General features: G+C 39.9%; 15 protein-coding genes. 8 read left to right on the forward strand and 7 right to left on the reverse strand.

Annotated features, from left to right (window positions below; all coding sequences use genetic code 11):
* Positions 1–7: 7 nt before the first annotated feature.
* The 3 genes from EJF25_RS12240 to EJF25_RS12250 are packed head-to-tail and all read right to left on the reverse strand — an operon-like array spanning position 8 to position 5,332.
* A complete protein-coding gene (locus EJF25_RS12240; RefSeq protein WP_125041373.1) occupies positions 8–808 on the reverse strand; it encodes a DUF4843 domain-containing protein in 801 nt (266 codons plus the stop codon).
* Between the two features lie 13 nt (positions 809–821).
* Positions 822–2,276: a RagB/SusD family nutrient uptake outer membrane protein gene (locus EJF25_RS12245; RefSeq protein WP_125041374.1), complete on the reverse strand. Its 1,455-nt coding sequence runs from the start codon at positions 2,274–2,276 to the stop codon at positions 822–824.
* A gap of 14 nt (positions 2,277–2,290) precedes the next feature.
* Positions 2,291–5,332, reverse strand: a complete 3,042-nt coding sequence (locus tag EJF25_RS12250; RefSeq protein WP_235016792.1) for a SusC/RagA family TonB-linked outer membrane protein — start codon at positions 5,330–5,332, stop codon at positions 2,291–2,293.
* 306 nt (positions 5,333–5,638) lie between these two features.
* Here EJF25_RS12250 and EJF25_RS12255 point away from each other — a divergent pair, with 306 nt between their 5' ends.
* A complete protein-coding gene (locus EJF25_RS12255; RefSeq protein ID WP_125041375.1) occupies positions 5,639–7,039 on the forward strand; it encodes an alkaline phosphatase in 1,401 nt (466 codons plus the stop codon).
* A 140-nt stretch (positions 7,040–7,179) separates the two neighbouring features.
* Positions 7,180–8,841 carry an IS1182 family transposase gene (locus EJF25_RS12265; protein ID WP_125040504.1) on the forward strand — a complete coding sequence of 554 codons (1,662 nt, stop codon included), beginning with the start codon at positions 7,180–7,182 and terminating at the stop codon, positions 8,839–8,841.
* A gap of 71 nt (positions 8,842–8,912) precedes the next feature.
* Here EJF25_RS12265 and susR read toward each other — a convergent pair whose 3' ends face one another.
* Entirely contained in the window at positions 8,913–10,508 is a 1,596-nt protein-coding gene (susR, locus tag EJF25_RS12270) for a SusR family glycan utilization regulator (RefSeq protein ID WP_125041377.1), read from the reverse strand.
* 242 nt (positions 10,509–10,750) lie between these two features.
* Between susR and EJF25_RS12275 the strand changes: the two genes are divergently transcribed.
* From EJF25_RS12275 to EJF25_RS12295, 5 genes are all read left to right on the forward strand, one after another.
* A complete protein-coding gene (locus EJF25_RS12275) occupies positions 10,751–12,601 on the forward strand; it encodes a glycoside hydrolase family 13 protein (protein ID WP_125041378.1) in 1,851 nt (616 codons plus the stop codon).
* Between the two features lie 427 nt (positions 12,602–13,028).
* Positions 13,029–15,248 (forward strand): glycoside hydrolase family 97 protein, encoded by a 2,220-nt coding sequence (locus EJF25_RS12280; protein ID WP_125041379.1) that lies wholly within the window; start codon positions 13,029–13,031, stop codon positions 15,246–15,248.
* A 234-nt stretch (positions 15,249–15,482) separates the two neighbouring features.
* Positions 15,483–18,494: a SusC/RagA family TonB-linked outer membrane protein gene (locus EJF25_RS12285; RefSeq protein WP_125041380.1), complete on the forward strand. Its 3,012-nt coding sequence runs from the start codon at positions 15,483–15,485 to the stop codon at positions 18,492–18,494.
* Positions 18,495–18,507: 13 nt separating this feature from the next.
* The gene (locus tag EJF25_RS12290; RefSeq protein ID WP_125041381.1) at positions 18,508–20,100 is read left to right on the forward strand and encodes a RagB/SusD family nutrient uptake outer membrane protein; all 1,593 of its coding nucleotides are present in this window, start codon (positions 18,508–18,510) and stop codon (positions 20,098–20,100) included.
* 21 nt (positions 20,101–20,121) lie between these two features.
* On the forward strand, positions 20,122–21,249 hold the full coding sequence (locus EJF25_RS12295; protein WP_125041382.1) for a SusE domain-containing protein: 1,128 nt from the start codon (positions 20,122–20,124) through the stop codon (positions 21,247–21,249).
* Positions 21,250–21,348: 99 nt separating this feature from the next.
* Here the strand turns inward: EJF25_RS12295 and EJF25_RS12300 are convergent, their stop codons facing one another.
* The 3 genes from EJF25_RS12300 to radC form a co-directional block, all read right to left on the reverse strand.
* Positions 21,349–22,113, reverse strand: coding sequence for a UDP-2,3-diacylglucosamine diphosphatase (locus EJF25_RS12300; protein ID WP_125041383.1), 765 nt, complete (start codon positions 22,111–22,113; stop codon positions 21,349–21,351).
* A 94-nt stretch (positions 22,114–22,207) separates the two neighbouring features.
* On the reverse strand, positions 22,208–22,519 hold the full coding sequence (locus EJF25_RS12305; RefSeq protein ID WP_125041384.1) for a metal-sulfur cluster assembly factor: 312 nt from the start codon (positions 22,517–22,519) through the stop codon (positions 22,208–22,210).
* 44 nt (positions 22,520–22,563) lie between these two features.
* A complete protein-coding gene (gene radC, locus EJF25_RS12310) occupies positions 22,564–23,259 on the reverse strand; it encodes a RadC family protein (RefSeq protein WP_125041385.1) in 696 nt (231 codons plus the stop codon).
* A 224-nt stretch (positions 23,260–23,483) separates the two neighbouring features.
* Between radC and EJF25_RS12315 the strand changes: the two genes are divergently transcribed.
* On the forward strand, positions 23,484–25,826 hold the full coding sequence (locus tag EJF25_RS12315; RefSeq protein WP_125041386.1) for a beta-N-acetylhexosaminidase: 2,343 nt from the start codon (positions 23,484–23,486) through the stop codon (positions 25,824–25,826).
* Positions 25,827–26,179 lie beyond the last annotated feature (353 nt).

The following is a 26,179-nucleotide window of genomic DNA, read 5'->3' on the forward strand; positions in this document are numbered from 1 at the left end:
TGCACTTTTAATAATCTATCCCTTTCCCGACAGTCATTTTCACAGGTTTACCTTCTCCATCCAGATAATCCTCATATACAGTCTCACCTTTAGCTTCTTGTTCTTTCAGATACTGATCTAGTTTAACTGCCAATGTCCTGCATTTTACAGTAGACATCGTTTTCTCAAAATCCTTCAGAGTCAGATTAAATAACTCGCACATCAACCGATTTTTCTTCTCCGAATAAGTTCCGAAATAATACTCATTAAATCCCGGCAACTTAATCCACTTATCACTAATAGTAATTGTGTGATGCAACACATCGATTCCTTCTTTATCAGAACTTCCCGGTCGTAACCATTCTGCCATTGGCGTATTAAAATCTTTATTTGGCAATAACTCCAGTTTCAGTATACGTTCCTTATCTTTTAAATCACTTTTCTTATAAAAGTGAATAGGGATATTGGCATATACCTCATTGGCTTTCACATAATAAGTATCAAATAACGGTTCAAAATCACTCCCTTCTTTAGCTTCAGTTTCCGAATCTTCCTGCGGTACGATTCTAATAGATACTGCACGATCGTGCCCAGCTACTTCACCAATGATTTTGGCACGAACCAATAAGATGGTATCCTCACGCTCATCTACAGCAAAAGGAATATCGGAAACGCTGGTATAATCTTCTTCACTATCGTCCAAACCTCCATATTTAGTAGACATAGCAAAGTAAATACCTGCAATACCTGAATACTCTTCAATATTCTCACGACATCCTGTTTGCAAAATGCCCAACAAGACTAGACAAGTAATATATATAGTTCTCATAATTTACTATTTTTTATTGCCGGCGTTTTTGCTCCTCATCCGGCAAATCAAACTGATAATTCGATATCTTAATTTCCATATCATCCAAACTAGGATTGTATAATCGGCGAAGTGTAGTAACTCCCTTACGTTTGTAATACCAGAACAACTGCCCTTCTCCTATAAACTCACGTACATATTCATCTTCAATATAAGCATCCAATCCTGCTGTTGAATGCAACTGAGAAATCTTTCTTGCAGCACGTAGTTCATCCAGACGATTTACCTTCCGGTCACACTCCGCTGCAATTAAATACATTTCTGAGATTCTCACTATCGGCATAAGGTTGGCATATTCATAACCTAAATCCGTTACTTCACCGTATTTCACAAAAAAGCGACCGTCATTCGCTTCGATATCACGCATCGATTGCCACTGGCAAGTACGAAGATCACCTTCTTCATCATATAATTGAGCAGCTCCCGCATCAGTCATCTTCAAGACATTTTTCGGTTCTAGCTTGTTAGAGAATAACTTATCAAATGTGTCTGTCAGTCGCTTAGAGTTATACAATCCAAATAAAATTTCGGGTGAAAATATACGGTTTTCAGAACTTTGGCTCACAGCTCCCGAAGCAGCTTGCCCATTTACTTGCTCGCGGGTTGCAAAAGGAAAGAATTTTGCAGCTTCATCAATCACCTGATTCGCATATATACCTGCATTCTCGGTATCATCGATATAAAGATATACGCGTGCCATCAATGCTTTTACTGCAAAGTAATTCAATCGCTGCCCTCTATAACGATACCTGTTATCTCCTTTATCATTGTCAGTTATCACATTTCCTTCTGTTATGACCGGATCAAATCCTGTCAACAAATCCAATGCATCTTTCAGGTCATTCAAGATATATTCGGCAATCGTTGTAGCAGCAAGCAACGGTTTCACCTCTTTTTCTGTATCATTACTATAAGGTATACATTCTTTACCCGGTTCATATTTATAAACAGGCCCGAAAATACGGAAGACTTCAAAATGAAGCATTGCTCTCAATGCCAAAGCTTCTCCTTTTATTAAATGATAACCTTTATCGGACAACACAACCCGGTTTGTCTCACAATGTTCCAAGATTGTATTCAGATTTCCTATCATTGCATATGCCTGAGTCCAAATATCTTTCACTGCATCTTTCGTTGTCTGATAATCAAAATTTGTCAAATTGCGATAGACATGAGTATTCAGCGGTTTAGAGGTATCATAATACTGAGCCAGAATATCAAAAGTACTTGTTGTTAATTTCTGACCGTAAAGATTGGTATTCAATAATCCGATATACACACCATTCAGTGCTGTATTAAAACCTTCTTCATTACTAAACAAAGCATCTTCCATAATCCGGTCTTCCGAATCAGTCCTCAACCATTCTTTACAGGACGAAGTAGCAAGTAAAAGAAGAAAAAGAGAAAATATAATTGTATATTGTTTCATAATCCTGTTCTTTTTTAGAATCTAATATCTACTGACAATGACACACTTCTGGAAAAAGGATACTCAAGACCTCGCTCTTCCTTGAAAGAAGCTAGCCGGAATATATCGTTCATATACAATCGAATAGAAGCACCTGATGCTCTAATACTACGTAACCATTTCGCAGCAGTTTCGTATCCCAGACTAATTGATTCACCGCTAATCACATTATCATTCACCACAAAACGGGATGACATAGGTGTACTTTCAAAGTTGTCAATAGCTTTAAACCGAGCTACATCCCCCGGTTCTTTCCAGCGGTCATACAATGCACGCTTATCCAGATTATAAAACATGCCGTCTTCCGTAATATTTTCTACCTTATTATATAAAGCAGAAGCAAATACCTTTCTTCCCAGCACATAGCGCAAATTGATACTGGCAGAGAATTGTTTGTAATACATGGATACTCCGAATACTCCCTCCAACTTACTGGCGGTAGATCCTACGACTACTTCATCATTCGCATCATATTGGAAAGTATATGTACCATCTTTCTTTATAAATATCTCTCGTCCGGTAGCCGGGTCAATTCCTGCCGAACGGACTGCCCAAATATCATCAGGACTACCACCATCATAATAACGACGATATGAGTTACCACTTCCCTTTTCATTCATAAAATCGAGTTTATCACCTATATTACGATATTCGGTTGTACCATGACGGAAATTTAAGTTCAAATTCAAACGCATATCACTACGTTTTATGGCGTTGAACATGATACTTCCATTAAATCCTTTGGATACCTGACCGCCAAAATTGGTATAAATGCTACTAAGACCAACAGAAGGAGGCATTGCAACAGAAACCAGCAACGGATCTGTCACTTTATGATAATAATCACCTGATAAACGTAGGCGGCTATCAAAGAATTCAAAGTCAAGACCAAAGTTCTTGTCGATTGTTTTCTGCCAAGCCAGATTCTTATTGGCAAACTTTTCAATAATAGCACTTGTTCCAAAATGGTTGGTATAATCCGAATTATAGATATAAGTACCCGAAGAAAGATAAGCATCAAAATTCTGATTACCCGGATTACCGATAGAGAAACGAAGTTTCAACAAATCAACCCATTCGGCGCGAAACCAACGTTCGTTGTTAATATTCCATCCCAAACCAATGGCCCATGTACCTGTAAACATTTTCTGTGCTCCAAATACTGAGGAACCATCCCAACGCAGATTGGCATCCAGCATATATCGGTTGCGGAATGAATAATTACCATTCATATAAAAACTGGTCGAACGACTGATTGTATTACGATATGTTGGTTTATCTCCTTGATTAAAACCAGCCGAGAACTGCGGATTCTGATGTAAATCACTAGTAAATCCAGATACCATAAATCCATTTTCCTGTGTTTGTTTCTGACTGAAGGTCCAACCACCGACGAGGTTTACTAAATGTACATCCTTAAATACTTTACCATATGTCAATGTAAAATCACCATTGTAGGAGAAGTTATCATTATCTTCACGACTATAAGTTCCTTTACGGGTTTCGCTCAGAAAATCCGGGTGATTAGGTGACTTGAACATCTCATTTTTAGCAATGCTTTTATTTACTCCTATCCTACTACGTAATTGAAAAGCATCCCAAAAACGCCATACAACACTGAAATTATTTCTCAATGTCATTTCGCCAGTCTTATTGGTATTGACAATATTATATAGGTAAAGGGGGTTATAAATGGTATTTTTGGCAATATCCATAGATTCCAATAACTCAGGAACCGTTCCGTCATCATTATATTTACGATAATAAGGATTCGCTTGTGCAAAATAGGAGAAATCTACAGGTTCACGATCCCAATTAGTTACATCAATATTAAAATCATTTGTGAAAATCAATGATTTAGCCCGATAACTTAATTTAAGATTACCACTCATCGTTTCCCTATCCGAGCCTTTCATTACACCATCCTCATTACTATAAGAGACTCCCACACCATATACCATAGCCTCATCACCGCCATCAATATATAAATTATGAGAATGATTCAAAACGGCCCGTAAAGGTTCAGACAACCAATAGGTATCCACCCCGCGTCTAACTTCCTTCAAACGACTATAATACTGTGCATCCAACTCATCTTGGCTATCATAAATTGTCTTTGCAGTATAGCGTCCCGCCAATCGCTCGAATTCTAGTTTTTCGGAAGCATTCATAAGATTATAATCTGTCAAGTCGGGTGTTTGATAAGTAAAGTTTCCCGAATATGAAACACGAAGACGTCCCGGTTCAGGTCGTACGGTTTCTACAACGATAACTCCATTAGCTGATTTCGAACCATATATAGCAGTAGAAGCAGCATCTTTCAACACTGTAACACTGGCAATACGGTCAATCGGAAGTTTCATTATATCATCAATATCCACTTCTACTCCGTCTAAGATAAATAAAGGTTGATTGGCAGTATTATCATAGTCGGAAGACAATTCTCCCACAATACTGGTTTTCCCACGTATTTCCATGTCCGGCATACGGTTCGGATCCGAGCCCCAACTAGTATTTTCAATAACATTTAAAGCCGGTTCAAGCGTTTTTAAGCTCTGAATCAGATTCTTTGTTCCAATCTTCTTCAAATCATCTTTGGAATAAGTAGTAGCCGAACCGGTAAAACTGTTCTTCTTACGTACGTATATTCCCGTCACAACTACATCTTGAACTTCTGTAACTTTCTCTTGGAGAATTACAAGTACAGATTTTTGTCCGGTATAAGTAATTTCCTTCCCTTCCATTCCAATACAAGAAACAAGAATAGTTTGCTTACCTGCAGGAATATTTTTCAGAACAAAATTCCCATACAGATCGGTTGCAGCACCAATTTGCATAGCTCCTTTTACATAAACCGTCGCTCCCGGCAAAGGTTCACCAGAGGCTTCTTTAACGACCCCCATTAATATGCGCTCTTGTGCTTGTTTATCTTCTTTCTTTTTTGCACTATTGCCTTGCGCAAACATAGAAGCAGTCACAAACATAACCACACACAATAAATTTACAACTCTCAACATGTACAACTCTCTTCTAAATTAATGGACTTATTTTCATTCTATTTCTCCTTAATAATAAACTCAACTCTTTAAGTTTATATTTTTCTTACACATAGAGCATTATCTAAAGTTTTATTCAATAAAAAGTGCATAAAGATACTTATTCTGACATAAAAAGCAAAAAAACAGCAAAAAAAACAGCAAAAAAAACAAAAATAAGCATATAAAATACCTAAAAGTAGTGATTTTATTTACAGAATACTCATATCCTATTTTTCTTTTTTCACTATTTTTGCACAATCACTAACTCAATATTAAATATTCAAAATGAAAAAGCTAATCTATACGTTATTTTTTGTCCTCATTTCCGTTGTAGCTAACGGACAGGCTAAATACGTATTCTATTTCATCGGAGATGGAATGGGAGTCAATCAAGTAAATGGTACCGAAATGTATTATGCCGAATTACAAAATGGACGAATCGGCGTTGAGCCATTGTTATTCACCCAATTTCCAGTAGCAACTATGGCTACTACCTTTTCTGCAACCAATTCGGTGACAGATTCTGCTGCTGCGGGTACAGCTCTATCCACTGGTAAAAAGACTTATAACAGTGCTATTTCTGTAGGAGAAGATAAAAAACCTATGGAAACTGTAGCCGAGAAAGCAAAAAAAGCTGGAAAGAAAGTAGGTGTGGCTACTTCCGTTAGCGTTGACCATGCAACTCCGGCAGCATTTTACGCACACCAGCCTAATAGGAATATGTATTATGAGATAGCCTTAGATCTCCCTAAAGCAAACTTCGATTTTTATGCAGGAGGTGGCTTCTTGAAACCTACAAAAACTCATGATAAGAAAGATGCACCTAGCATCTTCCCTATTTTCGAAGAAGCGGGATATACCTTAGCACGCGGTTATAATGACTACAAAGCTAAAGCGGATAAAGCTCAAAAAATGATTCTGATACAAGAAGAGGGTAAAGATCCGGGGTGTTTACCTTACGCTATTGATCGGGAGGAAAATGACCTGACATTAGCACAAATAACAGAAAGTGCAATTGACTTTTTGATGAAAGGAAAAGACAAAGGATTCTTCCTTATGGTAGAAGGAGGGAAGATTGACTGGGCGGCGCACGGTAATGATGCGGCAACAGTATTCAATGAAGTAAAAGACATGGATGCAGCTGTAAAAGTAGCCTACGAATTCTACAAAAAACATCCGAAAGAAACCCTTATTGTTATTACTGCAGACCACGAGACAGGCGGAATCGCCTTAGGAAGAGGAAGATATGAACTGAATCTGAAAGCTCTTCAGTACCAGAAAAAGTCTACGGATGGACTTTCAAAACGTATCAGCGAACTGAGAAAGTCAAAAAACAATAGGGTAACTTGGGAAGAAATGAAAGAATTTCTTGGTCAAGAAATGGGATTCTGGAAAGAAGTACCCATTTCGTGGAAACAAGAAAGAGAATTACGTGATGAGTTCGAAGAGTCATTCGTTAAGAATAAAGTAGTATTTGCAGAAAGTATGTATTCAAAAAGCGAACCAATAGCTGCCTGTGCAAAGGAAATAATAAATGATATTGCTATGATAAATTGGGCAAGCGGCGGACATTCTGCCGGGTATGTTCCAGTATTTGCTATTGGTGCCGGTTCTCATTTGTTCGGTAACAAGATTGACAATACAGAAATACCTCAAAGAATAGCCAAAGCGGCAGGATATAAATAATAGAAATTATATCAATCATGAATGAGGTTGTGTCAAAATGCTGGCACAACCTTTTTTTATGCGCAAAGCCTAGACTTTCGCAAGCCCGGGCTTTGTTATTACCCAAAATTTTTGTAACTTTAGGCATAAAGTTTTTCGTTATGGCAAAGTTACATTTTCGTCCTTACATTCCCAACCAAACAGTTCTTTTTCCCGGAAGAATTGATGAGAACATAGCATCGAACGATCCGGTTCGCATCGTTAATACAGTTGTTGATAATCTCAATCTTGACAATTTCAAGAAGCTTTATAAAGCAACCGGTCGTTGTCCTTATCATCCTAAAATGATGCTCAAGGTAATTATCTACGCCTACATGAACAATATCTATTCGTGCCGCAAAATAGAGAAGCTTCTCCTACGTGACATCCATTATATCTGGCTTTCCGGTAATGAACATCCGGATTTTATTACCATCAACCGTTTTCGAAACCGTGTAAAAGAAGAAATAAATACCGTATTTACGCAGTTGGTTCTTGTCCTTGCCGACAAAGGTTTTATCAGCCTTGACGTAGAGTATATCGACGGTACCAAGATTGAGTCCATGGCCAACAAATATACTTTTGTCTGGCGCAAGACAGTCGAAAAGAACCGTACAAAGCTGATGGATAAGATCCGCATTCTCCTGGAGCAGGTAGATGAAGCCATAGCCCAAGAGAACTCCTCCAAAGACACATCCGTAGAGTTCACTCCTGCCATGCTCTCAGATATAGTGAATGAACTTAAAGAGGTGCTGGAACACCAGCCTGTAACAAAGGACAAGGAACAAAAGAAAGTCATCCGGGAAAAGAAGAAACAGGTCCGGGAACTTGAGGAGTACCGTGACAAGCTGATGGAATACGACAATCACCTTGAAGTCCTTGGAGAACGTAATTCCTATTCTAAGACCGATCCTGATGCTACATTCATGCGTATGAAAGAAGACGCCATGAAGAACGGGCAGACCAAGCCCGGGTATAATTTACAAACAGGTACTGAAAACCAGTTCATCATAGACTTCCGGCTGTTTCCCAACCCCACCGATACGCTGACCCTGATCCCTTTCTTCCACTCCTTCCAGCACCGCTATAACCGCTTACCGGGTATCGGTGTGGCAGACTCCGGTTACGGCTCGGAAGAAAATTACCGGTTCATGCAAGATAATGGGATAGAAGCCTTTGTCAAGTACAACTACTTCCATAAAGAACAGCGTCCCCGTTATACCCCCAACCCATTCCATGCGGAGAGTCTCCATTACAATGCGGGGGAGGATTACTACGTTTGTCCTATGGGGCAGCACATGAACCGTATAGGAACCAGACGTGACAAAACAGCGAGCGGATACATCTCCGAAAGTGCCCGGTATAAAGCACAAAGATGCGAAGGCTGTCCTTTGCGTGGCAGTTGCTTTAAAGCCCGGGGGAACCGTATTATAGAAGTCAACCACCGGTTAAACCAATACAAAAGGCAGGCACGGGAAAGGTTGCTCTCAGAAGAAGGAATCAGGCATAGGGGCAGGCGGTGTATAGAACCGGAAGCCGTTTTTGGACAAATGAAATACAACATGGCATACAGAAGGTTCCGGCATATGGGAGAAGACAAGGTGACAATGGACTTTGCCTTCTTTGCCATAGCTTTTAATATCAAAAAGATGTGTGCAAAACTGAGAAAGGCAGGAAAGGAGTTCATTACACTTGCTAAATCTATATTTATTGGGCTATTTATAACTCGATACAACGGGAATATAGTAACTTGTTACCAAATGAATGAGAAAAAAGCGGCATAGCCAAAAGAAAAGATAACAGGACTATAAATTTTAGAAAAAGGTTGTGCCAACGTTTTGACACAACCTCATTTTTATAAGTTCATAACATTTTGTTCGAATCGTTCTTTGTCTCCGACAGCTTTATTACGCATTCTGCTACGATAATTGTAGATAGTTGCTAAAGAATACCCCAAGAAATGCGCAATTCGATTGCTATCTACTACTCCCAGACGGATAAGAGCAAAAATACGGAGTTCGGTGGTCAATAATTCATCCGATTTGGGATATACCCTTCCTTCTTCTACCAATAAATTATTAAAGGAAGAAATAAAGTTTGGGAACAACTTCAGAAATGCCTTATCGAATTCATTATAAAATTCATTCCGTTCATCCCGTATAAACTGCTCGGACTTAATCGCTTTAAACAAATCTTCTACACGGGATGCCATTGCCAATTTTGCTAACGAACGGCGGTAAGCTTCCAGCTTATCCAGATAGTTCACACATCTATCCAGATAACGGGCAATATATACTTCCTTGATTTTACCAGTCTGTTCCAGTTCTTTATTCACCACTAACATTTGTTCGTTTGCCAAACTTAGGTCACGACGCATAGCAGACAGTTTTCTCATCCAACGATACAAGAAGAAAATGGCAATAAGAAGAAATAAAGAAAGTAGACTCACACTAATCAACATAGTACGGGAAACTGCGCGTTCTTTTTCCTCCTTCAATTTGTAGGCTTTGTCTATGATCGGAAAAAACTCTGTCACTTCAATAAACCTCAGGCGAGCATTACACGCAACAGCATCTTCCATCGAACAACTCAAATATTTGTAAGCGCGATCAATATCTCCTTGTTCATACATTAAATAAGCCAGCTTTTGCAATGAGGCATATTCTCTAACAGAAGATTCCAAATCAGCAATAGCGGTCAGTATCAGATAGTAAATTTCTTTTTCCGTATCCTTTTTCATATGATACGCTTCGGACATCGTATAATAAATAAAGATTTTCTGACGTTCATCAACGACCTCTTTCAGCGCATCGTTCAACATAATCAAAGCTGTATCAGCCCTTCCGTTAACAATACACTTTTCTGCAGCAACAATGATTCTGTTCGTTTCCGGAGACATCACACTGATAATAGAATCTCGGTATAATTCCGTTTCCAACAGATATTTCTTTTTCTCTTCTTTATTAGTAGTATAGTCAGCAAGCCACCCATAGCAAGCACGATAGGTTTGATAATAAGATAACAAGGTTTCTTTATTCAATATCTTAGGATTAATCTTTTTCAACTGCTCTATAGCTTCCATATACATACCCATCACTCCCATGACTGTTGCCCGGTCAATACTAATTTCATCTTCCAGTTCAGGGCGGTTCAATTGAGGTAGGATATCCATTCTTTCATGGACATAATGGAGTGCAGAATCGGCCTGATAATGAACATAGGCATCAAACAGAGCATCACATAACCGATACTTATCAGAAGAATCGGTAGCATGAGCTAATTGTACCTTTAAGCTATCTATTTCCCTTTCTTTCAGAATTTGAAATATTTCTTTTCTGCTTATAACATCATCCAGCCTTTTAAGTATTGCCTTCTTATCCGTATGTTCTGCAAAAGACAAAAGCGGATAAACTAACAAGAAAAAGAGAATATAACAGGTCACATTTCTCATAAAGAACTTTTTAAGATGTCACAAATATAATGAATATAGTAATGATAATGAAATATATATGAATAACTATTTTCATTATCACTTATATTTTCCAGTTCTCAACAAATAGATAATATCATAATTATCAATACAATAAACAATTCAGAGACTTATATTTATATTCTAATCCCAACTTAGCACTCTTCATCCCTTTACATTTGCGATATCGGTTTTCCGAGCGAACATTTAAAATCTATGCTACCATGAAACGGAATTTTTTATTTGCAATCTTGCTTGTGCTATTTAGTTGTCATCAGACATTTGCTACAACGATCGTTAAGAAAGTAGCTCCTACTTTTTGGTGGGCGGGGATGAAAAACCCCGAACTACAAGTCTTATTATACGGTGATGATATATCATCTGCAGAAGTCAGTATCTCTTCCAAAGACATCACTCTACAAGAAGTAGTAAAACTGGAAAGTCCCAATTATCTACTTTTATATCTGGACCTCTCAGAAGCTGCTCCACAAAACTTTTCTATTACTCTGAGAGAAGGGAAGAAAAGCACTGAGATTCCTTATGAACTAAAAGAAAGAAAATCAAAAGCTTCTGAAGTAGAAGGTTTCAACTCCGGAGATGTACTTTACCTCATCATGCCGGACCGTTTTGCAAACGGTGATTCTTCCAACGATATCATTCCCGGAATGTTGGAAGCAAGAGTTGATCGTAATGATCCTTATGCCCGCCATGGTGGTGATCTGAAGGGAATAGAGAATCACTTGGACTACATTGAAGAATTAGGAGCAACAAGTATATGGCTCAATCCGGTTCAGGAAAATGACATGAAAGAAGGTTCGTATCATGGTTATGCGATTACTGACTATTATCAGATAGACCACCGTTTCGGAAGTAACGAAGAGTTTCGCAATCTTGTGACAAAAGCTCATGATAAAGGTTTAAAAGTCGTAATGGATATGATCTTCAATCATTGTGGAGATGAAAACTATCTTTTCAAAGATATGCCATCCAAAGATTGGTTCAACTTCAAAGGAAACTATGTGCAGACAACTTTCAAAACGGCTACTCCATCAGATCCCTATGCCTCGGAAGATGCAAAGAAAACAGTCGTAGATGGGTGGTTCACCCAGTGTATGCCGGACTTCAACCAACGCAACCGTCATGTAGCTACCTATTTAATACAAAGTAGTATCTGGTGGATCGAGTATGCAGGCATCAACGGTATCCGTCAAGATACACATCCTTATGCTGATTTTGATATGATGTCCAACTGGTGCAAAGCGGTTACTAATGAATATCCGGATTTCAATATTGTTGGAGAAACCTGGATAGGCAGTAATGTACTTGTTTCTTATTGGCAGAAAGACAGTAAAGTTTCTGCTCCTAAAAATTCAAACTTACGTACCGTCATGGATTTTCCATTGATGGACCAGATGAATAGTGCTTTTGATGAAGAAACAACAGACTGGAACGGAGGTCTTTGCCGCCTTTATGACTATTTGGCGCAAGACATCGTATATGCCGATCCAATGAATCTGCTTACTTTCCTTGATAATCACGATACATCGCGTTTCTATCGTTCAGACGAAGCTACCAAGAATTTGGATCGATACAAACAAGCATTGACTTTCTTACTGACAACACGTGGTATCCCTCAGATATATTACGGAACTGAAATCCTGATGGCTGGGGATAAAGCAGATGGTGACGGACTCCTCCGTCGTGATTTCCCCGGTGGTTGGGAAGGTGACACAACCAACTGTTTTAATGCGACTGACCGTACACCGCAACAGAACGAAGCTTTCTCCTTTTTACAGAAATTGCTTCAATGGAGAAAAGGTAATGAAGTGATTGCTAAAGGCAAACTAAAACATTTTACTCCCAATAAAGGAATCTATGTATATGAACGTAAATATGGAAACGAATCGGTAGTTGTATTCATGAATGGAAACAATCGGGAACAAACAATAGACCTAGCAAATTACAAGGAAATATTGCCCGCTTCTTCCGCTTACAGTATACTGACTGATGAAACCGTAAAACTAGGAGAAAAACTTACTCTTCAAAGTCGGGGGATATGGGTGTTTTCGTTCTGAGAAAGTTCACAAGGACTTATATTTACTAGAGAGTTATAAATTATAATACATTATATATCAAATAATTGAATCTTATATATACTTATATTTTCTCTCTAGTCAATTCTAACAGAAAATATACTATCTACATTTGCGGTATACCTAACACAAAGCACCAGAAAAGCGAAGTTTCCTAATTTACCAACCTTCAATTTTTATAAGTGCACCAAGCGATCTTTTGAGACGGCCACAAGCTATTTTTAAGGATACAAATAATCAAGATGTAGACTATTAATAGTTTGAGTTGTCAGTTATTAATAACTGATCTATAGACTATTAATAGCTGAGAAGTAGACTATTAATACTTAACAAGCGGGCTAAAAACACCCTACAAGACCTTAGAAAACGATCATTAAGAGTTGAATTATAATTTAATACCATAAATAAAATGAAGAAGAATTTATTAACTATTGCCTTACTCTGCATTTCGTTTATTGCGAATGCACAACAGAAACTGACCTCACCGGATGGAAATCTGGTAATGACCTTCCAATTAGATAAAGAAGGTGCACCAACGTACGAATTGAATTACAATGAAAAGGCAGTTATCAAACCAAGTAAATTAGGTTTGGAACTGAAAAAAGAGAATGCGACTAAAACAGACTTCGACTGGGTAGACCGCAGAGATATGAATACACTCGATTCAAAGACAAACCTTTATAACGGATTTGAATTGAAAGATACCCAAAGTTCTACTTTCGATGAAACCTGGCAACCGGTTTGGGGGGAAGAAAAAGAAATACGCAATCACTACAATGAGCTGGCAGTAACCCTGTATCAACCAGCCAATGACCGTTCCATGCTTCTACGTTTCCGCTTGTTCAATGACGGATTAGGTTTCCGTTATGAATTTCCGCAGCAGAAGTCACTGAACTACTTCGTGATAAAAGAGGAACATTCTCAATTCACAATGGCAGGTGACCATATCGCTTATTGGATACCGGGCGACTATGATACACAAGAGTATGATTATACGATCTCCCGCCTATCTGAAATCAGAGGTTTGATGAAACAAGCCATTACTCCCAACACATCGCAAACACCATTCTCACCAACAGGTGTACAAACCGCATTGATGATGAAAACAGACGATGGTTTATATATCAATCTTCATGAAGCAGCCCTGATCGATTACTCTTGTATGAATCTGAATTTGGATGATAAGAACATGATATTCGAATCATGGCTGACACCCGATGCAAAAGGAGATAAAGGTTATATGCAGACTCCCTGCAACACTCCCTGGCGTACTGTTATCGTCAGCAATGATGCACGCAATATCCTCGCTTCCCGAATCACATTAAACCTGAACGAACCTTGCAAAATTGAAGATACATCTTGGGTAAAACCGGTTAAATACATCGGTGTATGGTGGGACATGATCACCGGAAAAGGTTCATGGGCTTATACTGACGAACTGACCAGTGTGAAATTGGGTGAAACAGATTATTCAAAAACTAAGCCAAATGGCAAACACTCAGCCAATACAGCCAATGTAAAACGTTACATCGACTTTGCAGCAACTCATGGATTCGATGCAGTATTGGTAGAAGGATGGAATGAAGGATGGGAAGACTGGTTTGGCAACAGCAAAGATTATGTTTTCGACTTCGTTACTCCTTACCCTGACTTCGACGTACAGGAAATTCACCGTTATGCCGCAAGTAAAGGTATCAAGATGATGATGCACCACGAAACTTCCGCATCTGTCCGCAACTACGAACGTCACATGGATCAAGCTTACCAGTTTATGGTAGACAATGGATACAACTCTGTAAAAAGCGGTTATGTCGGTAACATGATCCCTCGTGGAGAACACCATTACGGACAGTGGATGAACAATCACTACCTGTATGCAGTAACCAAAGCTGCCGACTACAAAATCATGGTCAATGCACACGAAGCAACTCGTCCCACAGGTATCTGCCGCACTTATCCCAACCTGATCGGCAACGAATCGGCACGTGGAACCGAATATGAATCATTCGGAGGTAATAAAGTGTATCATACTACGATCCTACCTTTTACACGATTGGTTGGTGGTCCGATGGATTACACTCCCGGTATTTTCGAGACTCATTGTAACAAAATGAACCCGGACAATAATTCCCAGGTACGTTCAACACTCGCTCGCCAGTTGGCTTTGTACGTCACGATGTACAGCCCTTTGCAAATGGCCGCCGATATTCCCGAAAACTATGAACGCTTTATGGACGCTTTCCAATTTATCAAAGATGTTGCCATGGACTGGGATGAAAGCAAATATCTGGAAGCTGAACCGGGAGAATACATCACTATCGCTCGTAAAGCAAAAGGTACTGACAATTGGTATGTCGGTTGTACAGCTGGTGAAAACGGTCATACTTCTGAACTAGTATTCGACTTCCTGACTCCGGGTAAACAGTACATCGCCACAGTTTATGCAGATGCCAAAGACGCTGACTGGAAAGAAAACCCACAAGCATACACCATCAAAAAAGGAATCCTGACAAGTAAGAGCAAACTGAACTTGCGTGCAGCTAATGGTGGAGGATATGCAATCAGTATTAAAGAGGTAAAAGATAATTCAGAGAGCAAAGGATTAAAAAAACTGAATACTAACATCTAATTATCTTATACTACCTGTCATGCAGAGCATAGCAAAGCACCTCCTCTTTGTATGTAAACTGAGAAAAGATTCTTCACTACGCTCAGAATGACAAATGCTATAAATTAATTATGATAATATACTTAGTATAAATTGAGCTCTTCAACAAGATACGTTTTCAATAGGTATTTATAACAAGATGTTTTTAAGGATATGCACATATTATTATACTGCAAACTTTAAATATAAGAATACATGAAGCAATTTAATTTCAGAATTTACCAAATGGTTCTCCCCATATTAGTAGGGTTATTCTTATCACTAGGTGTCTATGCACAGCAAGTCACTGTCAAGGGGCATGTGAAAGATACTACAGGAGAACCGGTGATTGGTGCAAATATCATCATCAAAGGTGCTACAACAGGTACGATTACCGACTTCGACGGTAACTTTACACTGAATGCTGCCAAAGATGCCATACTTTCTATCTCATTTGTCGGTTATAAACCTATAGAAGTAAAAGCTGCTCCTTCTGTAACAGTTATCCTCGAAGACGATAGCCAGGTTTTAAATGATGTCGTCGTCATTGGTTACGGTTCAGTAAAGAAGAGTGATTTAAGTGGTTCTGTAGTCGCTATTAAAGCAGAAGACATGAATCGTGGCGCTGTTACTTCACCACAAGAATTGATTCAGGGCAAAGTTCCGGGACTGTTCGTTGCTCCGGGCGATGGTAGTCCGGGAGCAGGTTCTACACTCCGCATCCGGGGTGGAGCTTCACTGAATGCCTCCAACGATCCGTTGATCGTGATTGATGGTGTTCCCACTTCTAATGACGCCGCTCCGGGTACTCCTAACGCATTGGCTACTATCAATCCCAATGATATTGAGACTTTCACCGTTCTAAAAGATGCTTCGGCCACCGCTATCTACGGTTCACGTGCATCCAATGGTGTCATCATCATTACTACCAAGAAAGGTTCACAAGATAGAGTGAAGATTTCCTACTCCGGCAGTTTCACAGTGAAAGACGCCTATCAACGTGTACCGACACTCAATGCTGATCAGTTTCGTGAAGTGTTAGTCAATCAGTACGAAGGAACTTCGCAAGAGAATACTATAAATGATATATTAAACAAATATCCCAATCAATCTACCAATTGGCAAGATGCCATTTATCAGACAGGTTTGAGTACTGACCAGAATATTGCCATCTCCGGTAAAACAGGTATTTTACCTTATCGTGTCAGCCTTGGCTACAATAACGAACGCGGTACACTCAAAACCTCTACCTACGAACGGTATACAGCTGCAATCAACCTCAACCCTAAATTCTTTAAGGAACATTTGAGCGTGGACATCAACGTAAAAGGTACGATCAACAAAAACCGTTTTGCCGATTCGGGAGCGGTAGGTGCTGCTGCCTTCTTCGATCCTACAAAGCCGATGTACACAGAAAGTGGAAATTATCACGGTTATTGGAACTGGTCGGAAGTCCCGGGAGCTGTTCAATCAGTAGCAACTTACAACCCGCTGTCTTTATTATATGACAAAGATAACAATGGAAAGACCAACCGCAGCTTAGGAAATATCCAACTAGATTATAAGATTCATGGGTTGGAAGACTTGCATGCCAACTTGAACCTAGGCTATGACATCGCCCAAACGACTGGACGTAATTTTGTGCTGCCCGGTTCCATCCAGAGTGTTCAAGACACCAATTTCCCCAGCTTGGGAGGAGGCAACACTTGGAATAATCTACGTCGCAACCATCTTTTGGACTTCTATATGAACTATACCAAAGATATCACATCCATCAAAAGCCATATCGACGTAATGGCAGGTTACTCTTGGCAACATTTCTATTATGCTAACCATGACATCACCTATTCTAACCCAACTGATGGAAGTGAAGGAGACAAAGAAGGTTATGTATATGATCAGGGGGAAGGTAGATACATCCGTAAGGACCACCGTCGTATCCCTTACGAAAATTACCTGATATCCTTCTTCGGCCGTCTGAACTACAACTTTATGGGTCGCTATTTGCTTACTGCAACTTTGCGTCGAGATGGTTCTTCCCGTTTTTCCCAAAACAACCGTTGGGGATTATTCCCTTCGGCAGCATTAGCATGGACGGTAAGTGACGAAGCTTTTATGGAAGCCACAAAGGACGTGTTATCTAAATTAAAACTCCGTATAGGCTATGGTGTCACCGGCCAGCAAGAAATTGGTGACTACCAATACCTGACTACCTATTCGTTCAGTACTAACCCCAATAATACTTATTTAGGTACGACACTACTGAAACCCAACGGCTACAGCCCCGACTTGAAATGGGAACAGACAGCCACTTACAACTTCGCCATTGATTTCGGTTTCCTGAACAACCGCATCAACGGTAGCCTCGAATATTACCAGAAGCATACCAAAGATTTGCTGAATACGGTCAGTGCACCGGCAGGAACCAACTTCACCAACCAGATTACAGCTAATGTAGGTGAAATGAAAAATAAAGGGGTTGAGTTCAATATCAACGCAATGGCTATACAAAGCAAAGATTTCTCATGGAATCTGGGCTATAACGTAACCTGGAATGACAGCAAGATCATCAAACTTACCGCCAACTACAATCCGGAATATCAAGGTATCAACGCCGGAACCAATCAAAAGCATCAGATCAACCAGAAACCTAATACTTTCTACCTCTTCCAGCAGGTATATGACAAAAACGGGAAACCTATTCAGAATGCCTTTGTAGACCGTAACGGTGATGGGAATATTACAGAAGCAGACCGTTATCTGACAGGAAAAAGCCCGATGGCAAAAGTATTCATGGGATTGAGTTCAGAGTTTACCTACCGCAACTGGGATCTTGGTTTCAATCTGCGTGCCAACTTCGGTAACTATGTCTTTAATGCTCTTGCCGCAGGCAACAGTACCACCAACAATTATGGCGGCAAAGGTTTCTTAGTAAACTATTACGAAGGAATCTATAAAACCGGATTCACCAAGATCAACAGTACGGAACAGGGAGCCAGTGATTTATTCCTCGAAAACGCTTCCTTCCTCAAGATGGACAACATCACATTGGGGTATTCATTCAAAAAGCTGTTCACCAACCGCCTGTCGGGACGTATCAGTGCTTCGGTACAGAATGTGTTTACAATTACCAAATATAGTGGTTTGGACCCGGAAGTCTCAGCCATAGATGGCAATATGTGGCCTCGTCCTCGTGTATTCAATGTAGGTATCAATCTTAACTTCTAAAAACCTGAATATCATGAAAAAGAAATATTATATAGTAGCTATCGTAGTATCTTGCCTCATCTGTTTCACCGGTTGCATAGGTGATTTGGATGTACAGCCATTAGACTCCACTGTAGTAACAGGGGAAAGAGCTTATACCGATGCGGCAAGTTACACCAAAGGATTAAATAAAATATATTCTGTTTGGGCACTTTCGGGACAGAACGGAAGTGACTCCGACATTGCGGATCTCGATGGAGGTAAAACGGTACTAATGCGCTGCTGGTGGACCATGCAGGAGCAAACTACCGACGAATGCAAAAATGCTTCTAATGAAGACTGGGTAAGTGAAATCAACGGACTGACATGGAGTAACAGCAAAAATGAAGTGATAGAAGGTGTGTACCAACGTTGTATGTTCATTGTCGCACTATCCAACGAATTCCTAAAGAACATTGACCATGCCCCCGCAGAGATAGACCGAAAAAGCTACGCTGCACAAGCACGTTTCAACCGTGCACTGGCATATTACGTACTGATGGACGCTTTCGGCAGACCTCCGTTTATCACAGAGAAGAACTATTCACTTAATCCGTCGCAACTATCACGTTCGGAACTATTCAACTGGATTGAAAGTGAACTGAATGCCATCAGAACGGACTTACCTGCCACCCGCACAGAGTACGGACGTGCCGACCAAACCGTAACAGACGCTTTACTAGCACGTATGTACCTCAATGCCGAAGTTTATACCGGACAACCCAGATACACTGATTGTATTGCCGCTTGCCAACGTATCATCCCGCATTATTCTCTGGCAAAGAACTATGCCGATTTGTTCAAAGCCGACAACGGAGAAAATCCTGAAACGCTGAAAGAAATCATTTATCCGGTTATATTCGACGGCAAGAAAACGCAATCCTGGGGAATGACAGCTCTTATTGTCGGCTCACGCAAAGAAGCAGGTGGTGGAGTACGTGAAGGCTGGAGTGTTTTCCGTAGTACACAGAACTTGGTTGAGTTGTTCGAGTTTAAAAATAACGCAGACCGCAAGCCCGGTGAAATAGTAGACAAACGGGGTATCTTCGATGACTACAACGGTAAGTGTAACTACCAGATAACAACAGGCGTAATAGGTAACTTTGATACCGAAGGCTGGGGAGCCATCAAGTTTACCAACCTGACCAGTGAAGGAAATCCGGGACAGGATGTGCTGTGGGTGGATACCGATTTCCCACTCTTCCGTTTGGCTGATGTTTATCTGATGTACGCCGAATCCGTTGCGCGTGGAGGTGAAGGCGGTAATATAGACATTGCAGTGGGATATGTGAACGAACTACGTGATCGTGCTTATGGCGACACGAAACATACCCCTATTGATGCAAACTGGTTAAAAGCCGACAGCTACCAGAATATATTGAATGAAAGAGGACGTGAGCTTTATTGGGAAGGTGTCCGTAGGATTGACTTAATCCGTTTCGGACAATATACCTCCTCTTCTTACACCTGGCCGGCCAAAGGCGGTGTAATCAGCGGTGTAGGTGTCAAGGACAAATACAACCTGTTCCCTATCCCTGTTTCGGACATGAGTGTAAACGGAAAACTGGAACAAAATGAAGGTTATTAATCACAAAAACGACTTACATCTATGAAAATATTAAGAAATATATCAGCCATCTGTTGCGCACTGTTCGCATTCAGTGCCTGCGACAGTGATTTGAATAAAGTATATTACAACGAAAGTGAAGTAACTCCGGCTGTACTGTCCGGTGTAGCCGGTACTTATACACTGGATGTAAACAAAGTTCAATCCACCGCAATAGAGTTTAACTGGACAAAACCTCAAACCGGATACCAAGCTAAAATCATCAACGCTTTACAAATGGATCTAAAAGGCAAGAACTTTGGAAGTGCTACTACCTTGTACTCTTCCCCGGACAAAGGTCCTTATGCCATAACGACGAAAAACTTGAATGATAAAATAGCTAAACTACTTCAATCGTATGGAATGGAAGTAGCGGTACAACCGTATGAATTTGAATTCCGTATTTCTTCCTCCATCTCGGAAGCTACAGATTCTTTCTATTCAAATGTAGAATCCGCACAAATCACGCCATTCATTGGTGAGTCCGAATATCCGAAAGTATATCTCCCCGGCAAATATTGTGGATGGGGAGATCCGGACAACTCATTTAAACAATGCCAACTGTTATATTCTCCCAATGACGATGGCAAATATGAAGGTTGGATCGTCTTCGGAAACGAAGCAGCAGACGGGTGGAAAATTTCTCCGGAAGCTTCATGGGATACCAGTTGGGGATATGACAAAGTGGATATAAAGAATCCTGCTGCCATCACGCTGGCTACCGGTACGGGAAACATTTCATGTTATAATAAGTTCTCTTACAAATTCTCTTTCAATAAAGAGACGTTGGAATTGTCAGCAAAAGCTTCAGTAGATACATGGGGCGTTTGCGGCACACACAATAACTGGGGAACAACGAGTGATACACCTATGACTTTAGCTTACGAATCGGATACTTCAGGCAACAGAGTTTATTACTTAACTGCCACTTTAGATTTGAAAGCTGACAATGAATGGAAGATTCGTGCCGATAATGATAAAGGTTGGGCTAATCAGTTTGCCACCGATACTGTAGATGGAGATTTTGAGACTGGTAACGATGGAAATTTCAAAGTAACAGAAGATGGTACTTACACCATCAAATTATACTTTAATAAAGTGAAAGCCAAAGTGACGGTATCCAAGAAATAATTTACAGGCAAGTCCCGTTAGATGATAGAAAAATGTGCCAATTGTTACGCGGTTATTACCCGTCAAACAATTGGCACATCCTATATTAATCAGTAAAAATCAAACCTGTGTTTCCCCTTCTATATATTCCTCCAAGAAGAGATTCTCACCATCGAACACTGCATAAGAAAAATAATTGATCCAATCTCCCAGAATCAACACACGGGAAGTCACACTTAACATTAAATCCAATTCAATATGCCGGTGCCCGTAAATAAAGAAATTGATATTGGGATGATTTTTCAGATATTCTTTCGTATAGAGCACCAGGAATTCCTTATTCTCTCCCATATATTCAGGTTCTTTCCCATCGGTTCGTTTCTCACGACTATGCTTTGCCCAATTCAGTCCCAGCTCAACACTCCATCGGGGATGAATAGCGGAGAATAATGTTTGCAACGTTTGGCTGTGGAACATCCTGCGAAGGATTTTAAACTTCTTATCCGGGTCACCCAGACCATCGCCATGAGCCAGATAAAACTCTTTCCCATGAATTTCGGTAGTTAGTGGTTCACGATGAATGATGACTCCACATTCTTTGGTTAAATAGTCGCCACACCAGATATCATGATTACCAATAAAGTAGTGCACTTCCACACCCATGTCTGTAAGCTCGGATATTTTTCCAAGAAAACGGGTATATCCTTTGGGAACAACCAACTTGAACTCATACCAGAAATCGAACATATCTCCTAACAAATAGACAGCAGAAGCTTTATGCTTTATACTATCGAGAAAATTCACCAGACGCCGTTCCTGAGTGCGCCCATGAGCTATTGCCCGCGAACCAAGATGAGCATCGGAAAGGAAATAAACGTTCTTCATCTATTTTACAAATTACTAGTTACTAAACATATAGAAGCTACCGCTTCCTTATTACAATCAGCAAAAGGGATTATTTCTCAAAGATAATACTTATTTAGAGGAATCCAAGTTCCAACTTGGCTTCTTCACTCATCATGTCTTTATCCCATTCCGGTTCAAACACCAGATTAATGGTTGCAGAACGTACTCCTTCCACTGATTCCACCTTCTGACGGATGTCTTCCATTATAAAATCAGCAGCCGGACAATTGGGAGCAGTCAGAGTCATATCGATTATAGCATCTTTCTCGTCGGTTACATCGATCTTATAAATAAGACCGAGATCGTATACATTTACCGGGATCTCCGGGTCATATACAGTCTTCAGCATTGCCACGATCTTTTCTTCTATTTCAAATTTTTCCATAGGGCTTTCTTTTTAATACATTGCAAATATAAGAATAAATTTATTCAGAGCAGTCCTTCGTCAGCAAAACTATAGAACTTATCTTCACAAACAATAACGTGGTCTATCAAATGAATGTTCATTGTATCAGCAGCCTTACGGATGTATTCCGTCAAAGTTTTATCCGCTTGGCTCGGACGGGAATTGCCCGAAGGATGATTATGTACAACTGCTATTTGTGTAGCTCTTTGCAAGATTGCTTCCCGAAGAATAGTGCGCACATCGGTATAAGTTCCATCGATCCCCCCTGTGCTGATACGCACCTTATCTATCACTTTGATAGCCTGATTCAATAATAAGACCCAAAACTCTTCTTGTTCCAGGTCACACATGATAGGTTGAAAAATAGCATAAATGTCTTTCGAGCGGGTTATTCGAGTCCGTTCTTTGATATTTTGCAACTTCCTCCGTTTGCCGAGTTCAAGAGCTGCCATTAAGGTTACACTCTTTGCCGGTCCCATCCCTTTAAAACGGGAATAATCCTTCACTTCCCATTTTGCTAGCGAATTCAGATTGTTATCACAAGAAAGCAACATTCGGCGCATCAGTTCGACAGCACTTTCATCAGTATTTCCGGAGCCTATCAATATGGCAAGTAGCTCCGCATCACTTAAGGCAGCTGCTCCCTTTTCCATCATTTTCTCGCGTGGGCGGTCCTCCAGTGCCCATTGATTGATGGATAGTTTGTGTTTAACTTCCATTCTTATAAAATTAGCTCTACAAAGGTAACCTTTATTATAGAAATATGTACTATAAAAAAAGATTTGGTACATAACTTTTTATTTCCTTTCGTTTAACAAGCTTAATATTACCACAAAAAGGAAAATAAAAGAAAATAATATTTCATATTGTTTTCTTTTTAAATATATTCGCAGCTCAAATAGAAAGAAAGTAAAATAAAGACAATCGTTTAAAGTTTAATATTATGAAAAGTACAAGCAGGAAAAGCATACTATTATTTATAATGTATTGCTTATTGATCACTCCCTATGCCAATGCGCAAACCAAAGATAATCCGCTTCTCATCCCGGAATTGATGGATTTCACTTTAATGAGGTGTGACTTTCATACTAAAATAAAAGACAAGCAACAGATAGAAGATGCACTTCAGTCAGGTTTCAATGCTATTTATACTGCCAACGAGCGTACATTGGTTGAGCAAGCAAACGATAAAGGAATAATCCCCCTGAGCAACTATACTTTATCGAAATACAAATCAATTGTCCCTTATAAAAATCATCCAATTACTACATTCGTATTCGCTCGTGAACGCAGCGATGGCTACACCCGCAACGCCATTATTGACCAATGCTTCGTTGAGTATGCTTGCGACACGCTTTATGGTGCTCCCCAATGGATAAAAAAACTCATCGATAATTCTTTGGAAATACACTCCAGACTGATCAGCAACAATCATAAATTGATGGTCAGCATCACAAATAAAAGTAGTCTTCCATATAAGCTTTCCATCGAAAAGACAGACGGATTACAAACCGAACAAAACACCCTGTCTCTGGACGGAAAGAAAGAAACAATCATCTACTTTACAGGAAATCCAATCGACCAATATGAATATTTGATTTCTGCAAAAGTACAGAATACACGACTTACGGACGGGAAACAACTAACATACACTTTCCGGATACCCGGTACTCTTTATCTGGAAGGTACTATTCCTACAAATAGATTATGTATTATCCCCCAACCCAACTCAATTACCCCCATCAAAAATGAAGAATGGTTCACCATCGACAAACAAACACGTATTATCGTAAGAACCCCCAAAGCCAAAGAACCTCTTCATTTCCTCACTGACCGATTAGGAACAGTTGCCAACTTAACACTCCCCGTTATCAAAACAACCAAAGATGACAATAATGCCATCATCTTCAGTCTGACCAATGACCCCAGTCTTGGCAAAGAAGGTTATTCACTTCGCGCTACCAAGAGGAATATTCAGATCGAAGCGAATGAGCCATCCGGATTTTTCTATGCCGTCCAAACCTTATTACAACTTCTCCCCAGCCAAATCTACTCTTCACAACGGGAAGATTGCAGTACCTGGGATGTTCCGGCCGTAGAGATTAAGGACGTACCCAGATTTGAATATCGCGGACTTCATTTGGATGTTGGTCGTCATCTGTATCCGGTAGAGTTTATCAAAAAGTATATTGACTTGCTTTCCATGCAGAAAATGAACCGCTTCCATTGGCATCTGACTGACGATCAAGGGTGGAGAATCGAAATAAAAAAATATCCTAAACTAACGGAAATCGGTTCGATGAGAAAAGAAACGATAAAGAACCGTTATACAGCTCAGGGCCCCCTCCTATTCGACAACACACCTTATGGAGGTTTCTATACTCAAAAGGAAATAAAAGAAATCGTCCAATACGCTAAAGAAAGGTATGTAACTGTTATTCCTGAGATCGATCTTCCGGGTCATATGCTTGCTGCACTGGCTACATATCCAGAGTTGGGTTGTACAGGAGGACCGTACGAAGTAGGAACCCGATGGGGCATTTATGATGATGTTCTTTGTGCCGGAAACGAAAAGATATATCCGTTTATTGAGGATATATTAAAAGAAGTATTCGAACTGTTCCCTTGTGAGTATGTACATATCGGAGGAGATGAGTGTCCTAAAACCCGTTGGAAGGCATGCCCGAAATGTCAGGCTAAGATGAAAGCGGAAAATTTGAAGGATGAACATGAACTGCAAAGTTATGTGATCAGAAGAGTGGAAAAATTCCTCAATGATAACGGAAAGAAACTGATTGGCTGGGACGAAATCCTGGAAGGTGGAATAGCACCCAATGCTACTCTGATGTCATGGCGTGGCGTTGCAGCTGGTATCACAGCAGCCAAATCAGGTCATCCTGTGATAATGACTCCCAATACGCATGTATATCTGGATCATTATCAGACAAATATGGATATAGCCCCTCTAGGTAACGGCCGGGTAGCTTCTTTAGAATGGACATATAGCTACGATCCTATTCCCAATGAATTGACTCCTGAAGAGGCTTCACATATAAAAGGTATACAAGCCAATGTCTGGAGTGAATATCTCCGTACTCCGGAAATGGTAGAGTATATGACTTATCCTCGCGCCAATGCAGTAGCCGAGATTGGATGGACTCTTTTAGAAAACAGAAGTTGGGAAGATTATACCCAAAGGTTGCAACAACAGTTCGAAAGATGGAGATATTATAATCTGAATTATGCCCCCCATTATAAACAACCGATTGGCGTTCATCATAAATAATATCCAATAGTATTATAAGATAGAATTTCTCATTAACGGAAGAGGGGCACGTGAGGTGTCTCTCTTCTTTAGGCACATGAGACAAATAAACCGCTTAAAGTATTGGTTTCATACAGTGAAACTTTTAGTTTCAACCCATGGAACTAATAGTTTCAATAGAGTGAAACTACTTGTTTCATATAGTGAAACCAAAAGTTTCAAATACTTGAAACTAATGGTTTCACAGCATGAAACTATCAGCGTACTATATTTAGATAGAAAAACTCGACTGAAATAAGAACGATATAACTAATGCTTGTTTTTTATATCTACTTCAGACAAGCAAAACCAGGAGACACAAAGTGTGACGGTTA

The sequence above is a fragment of the Bacteroides faecalis genome (assembly GCF_003865075.1).
Lineage (GTDB): Bacteria > Bacteroidota > Bacteroidia > Bacteroidales > Bacteroidaceae > Bacteroides > Bacteroides faecalis.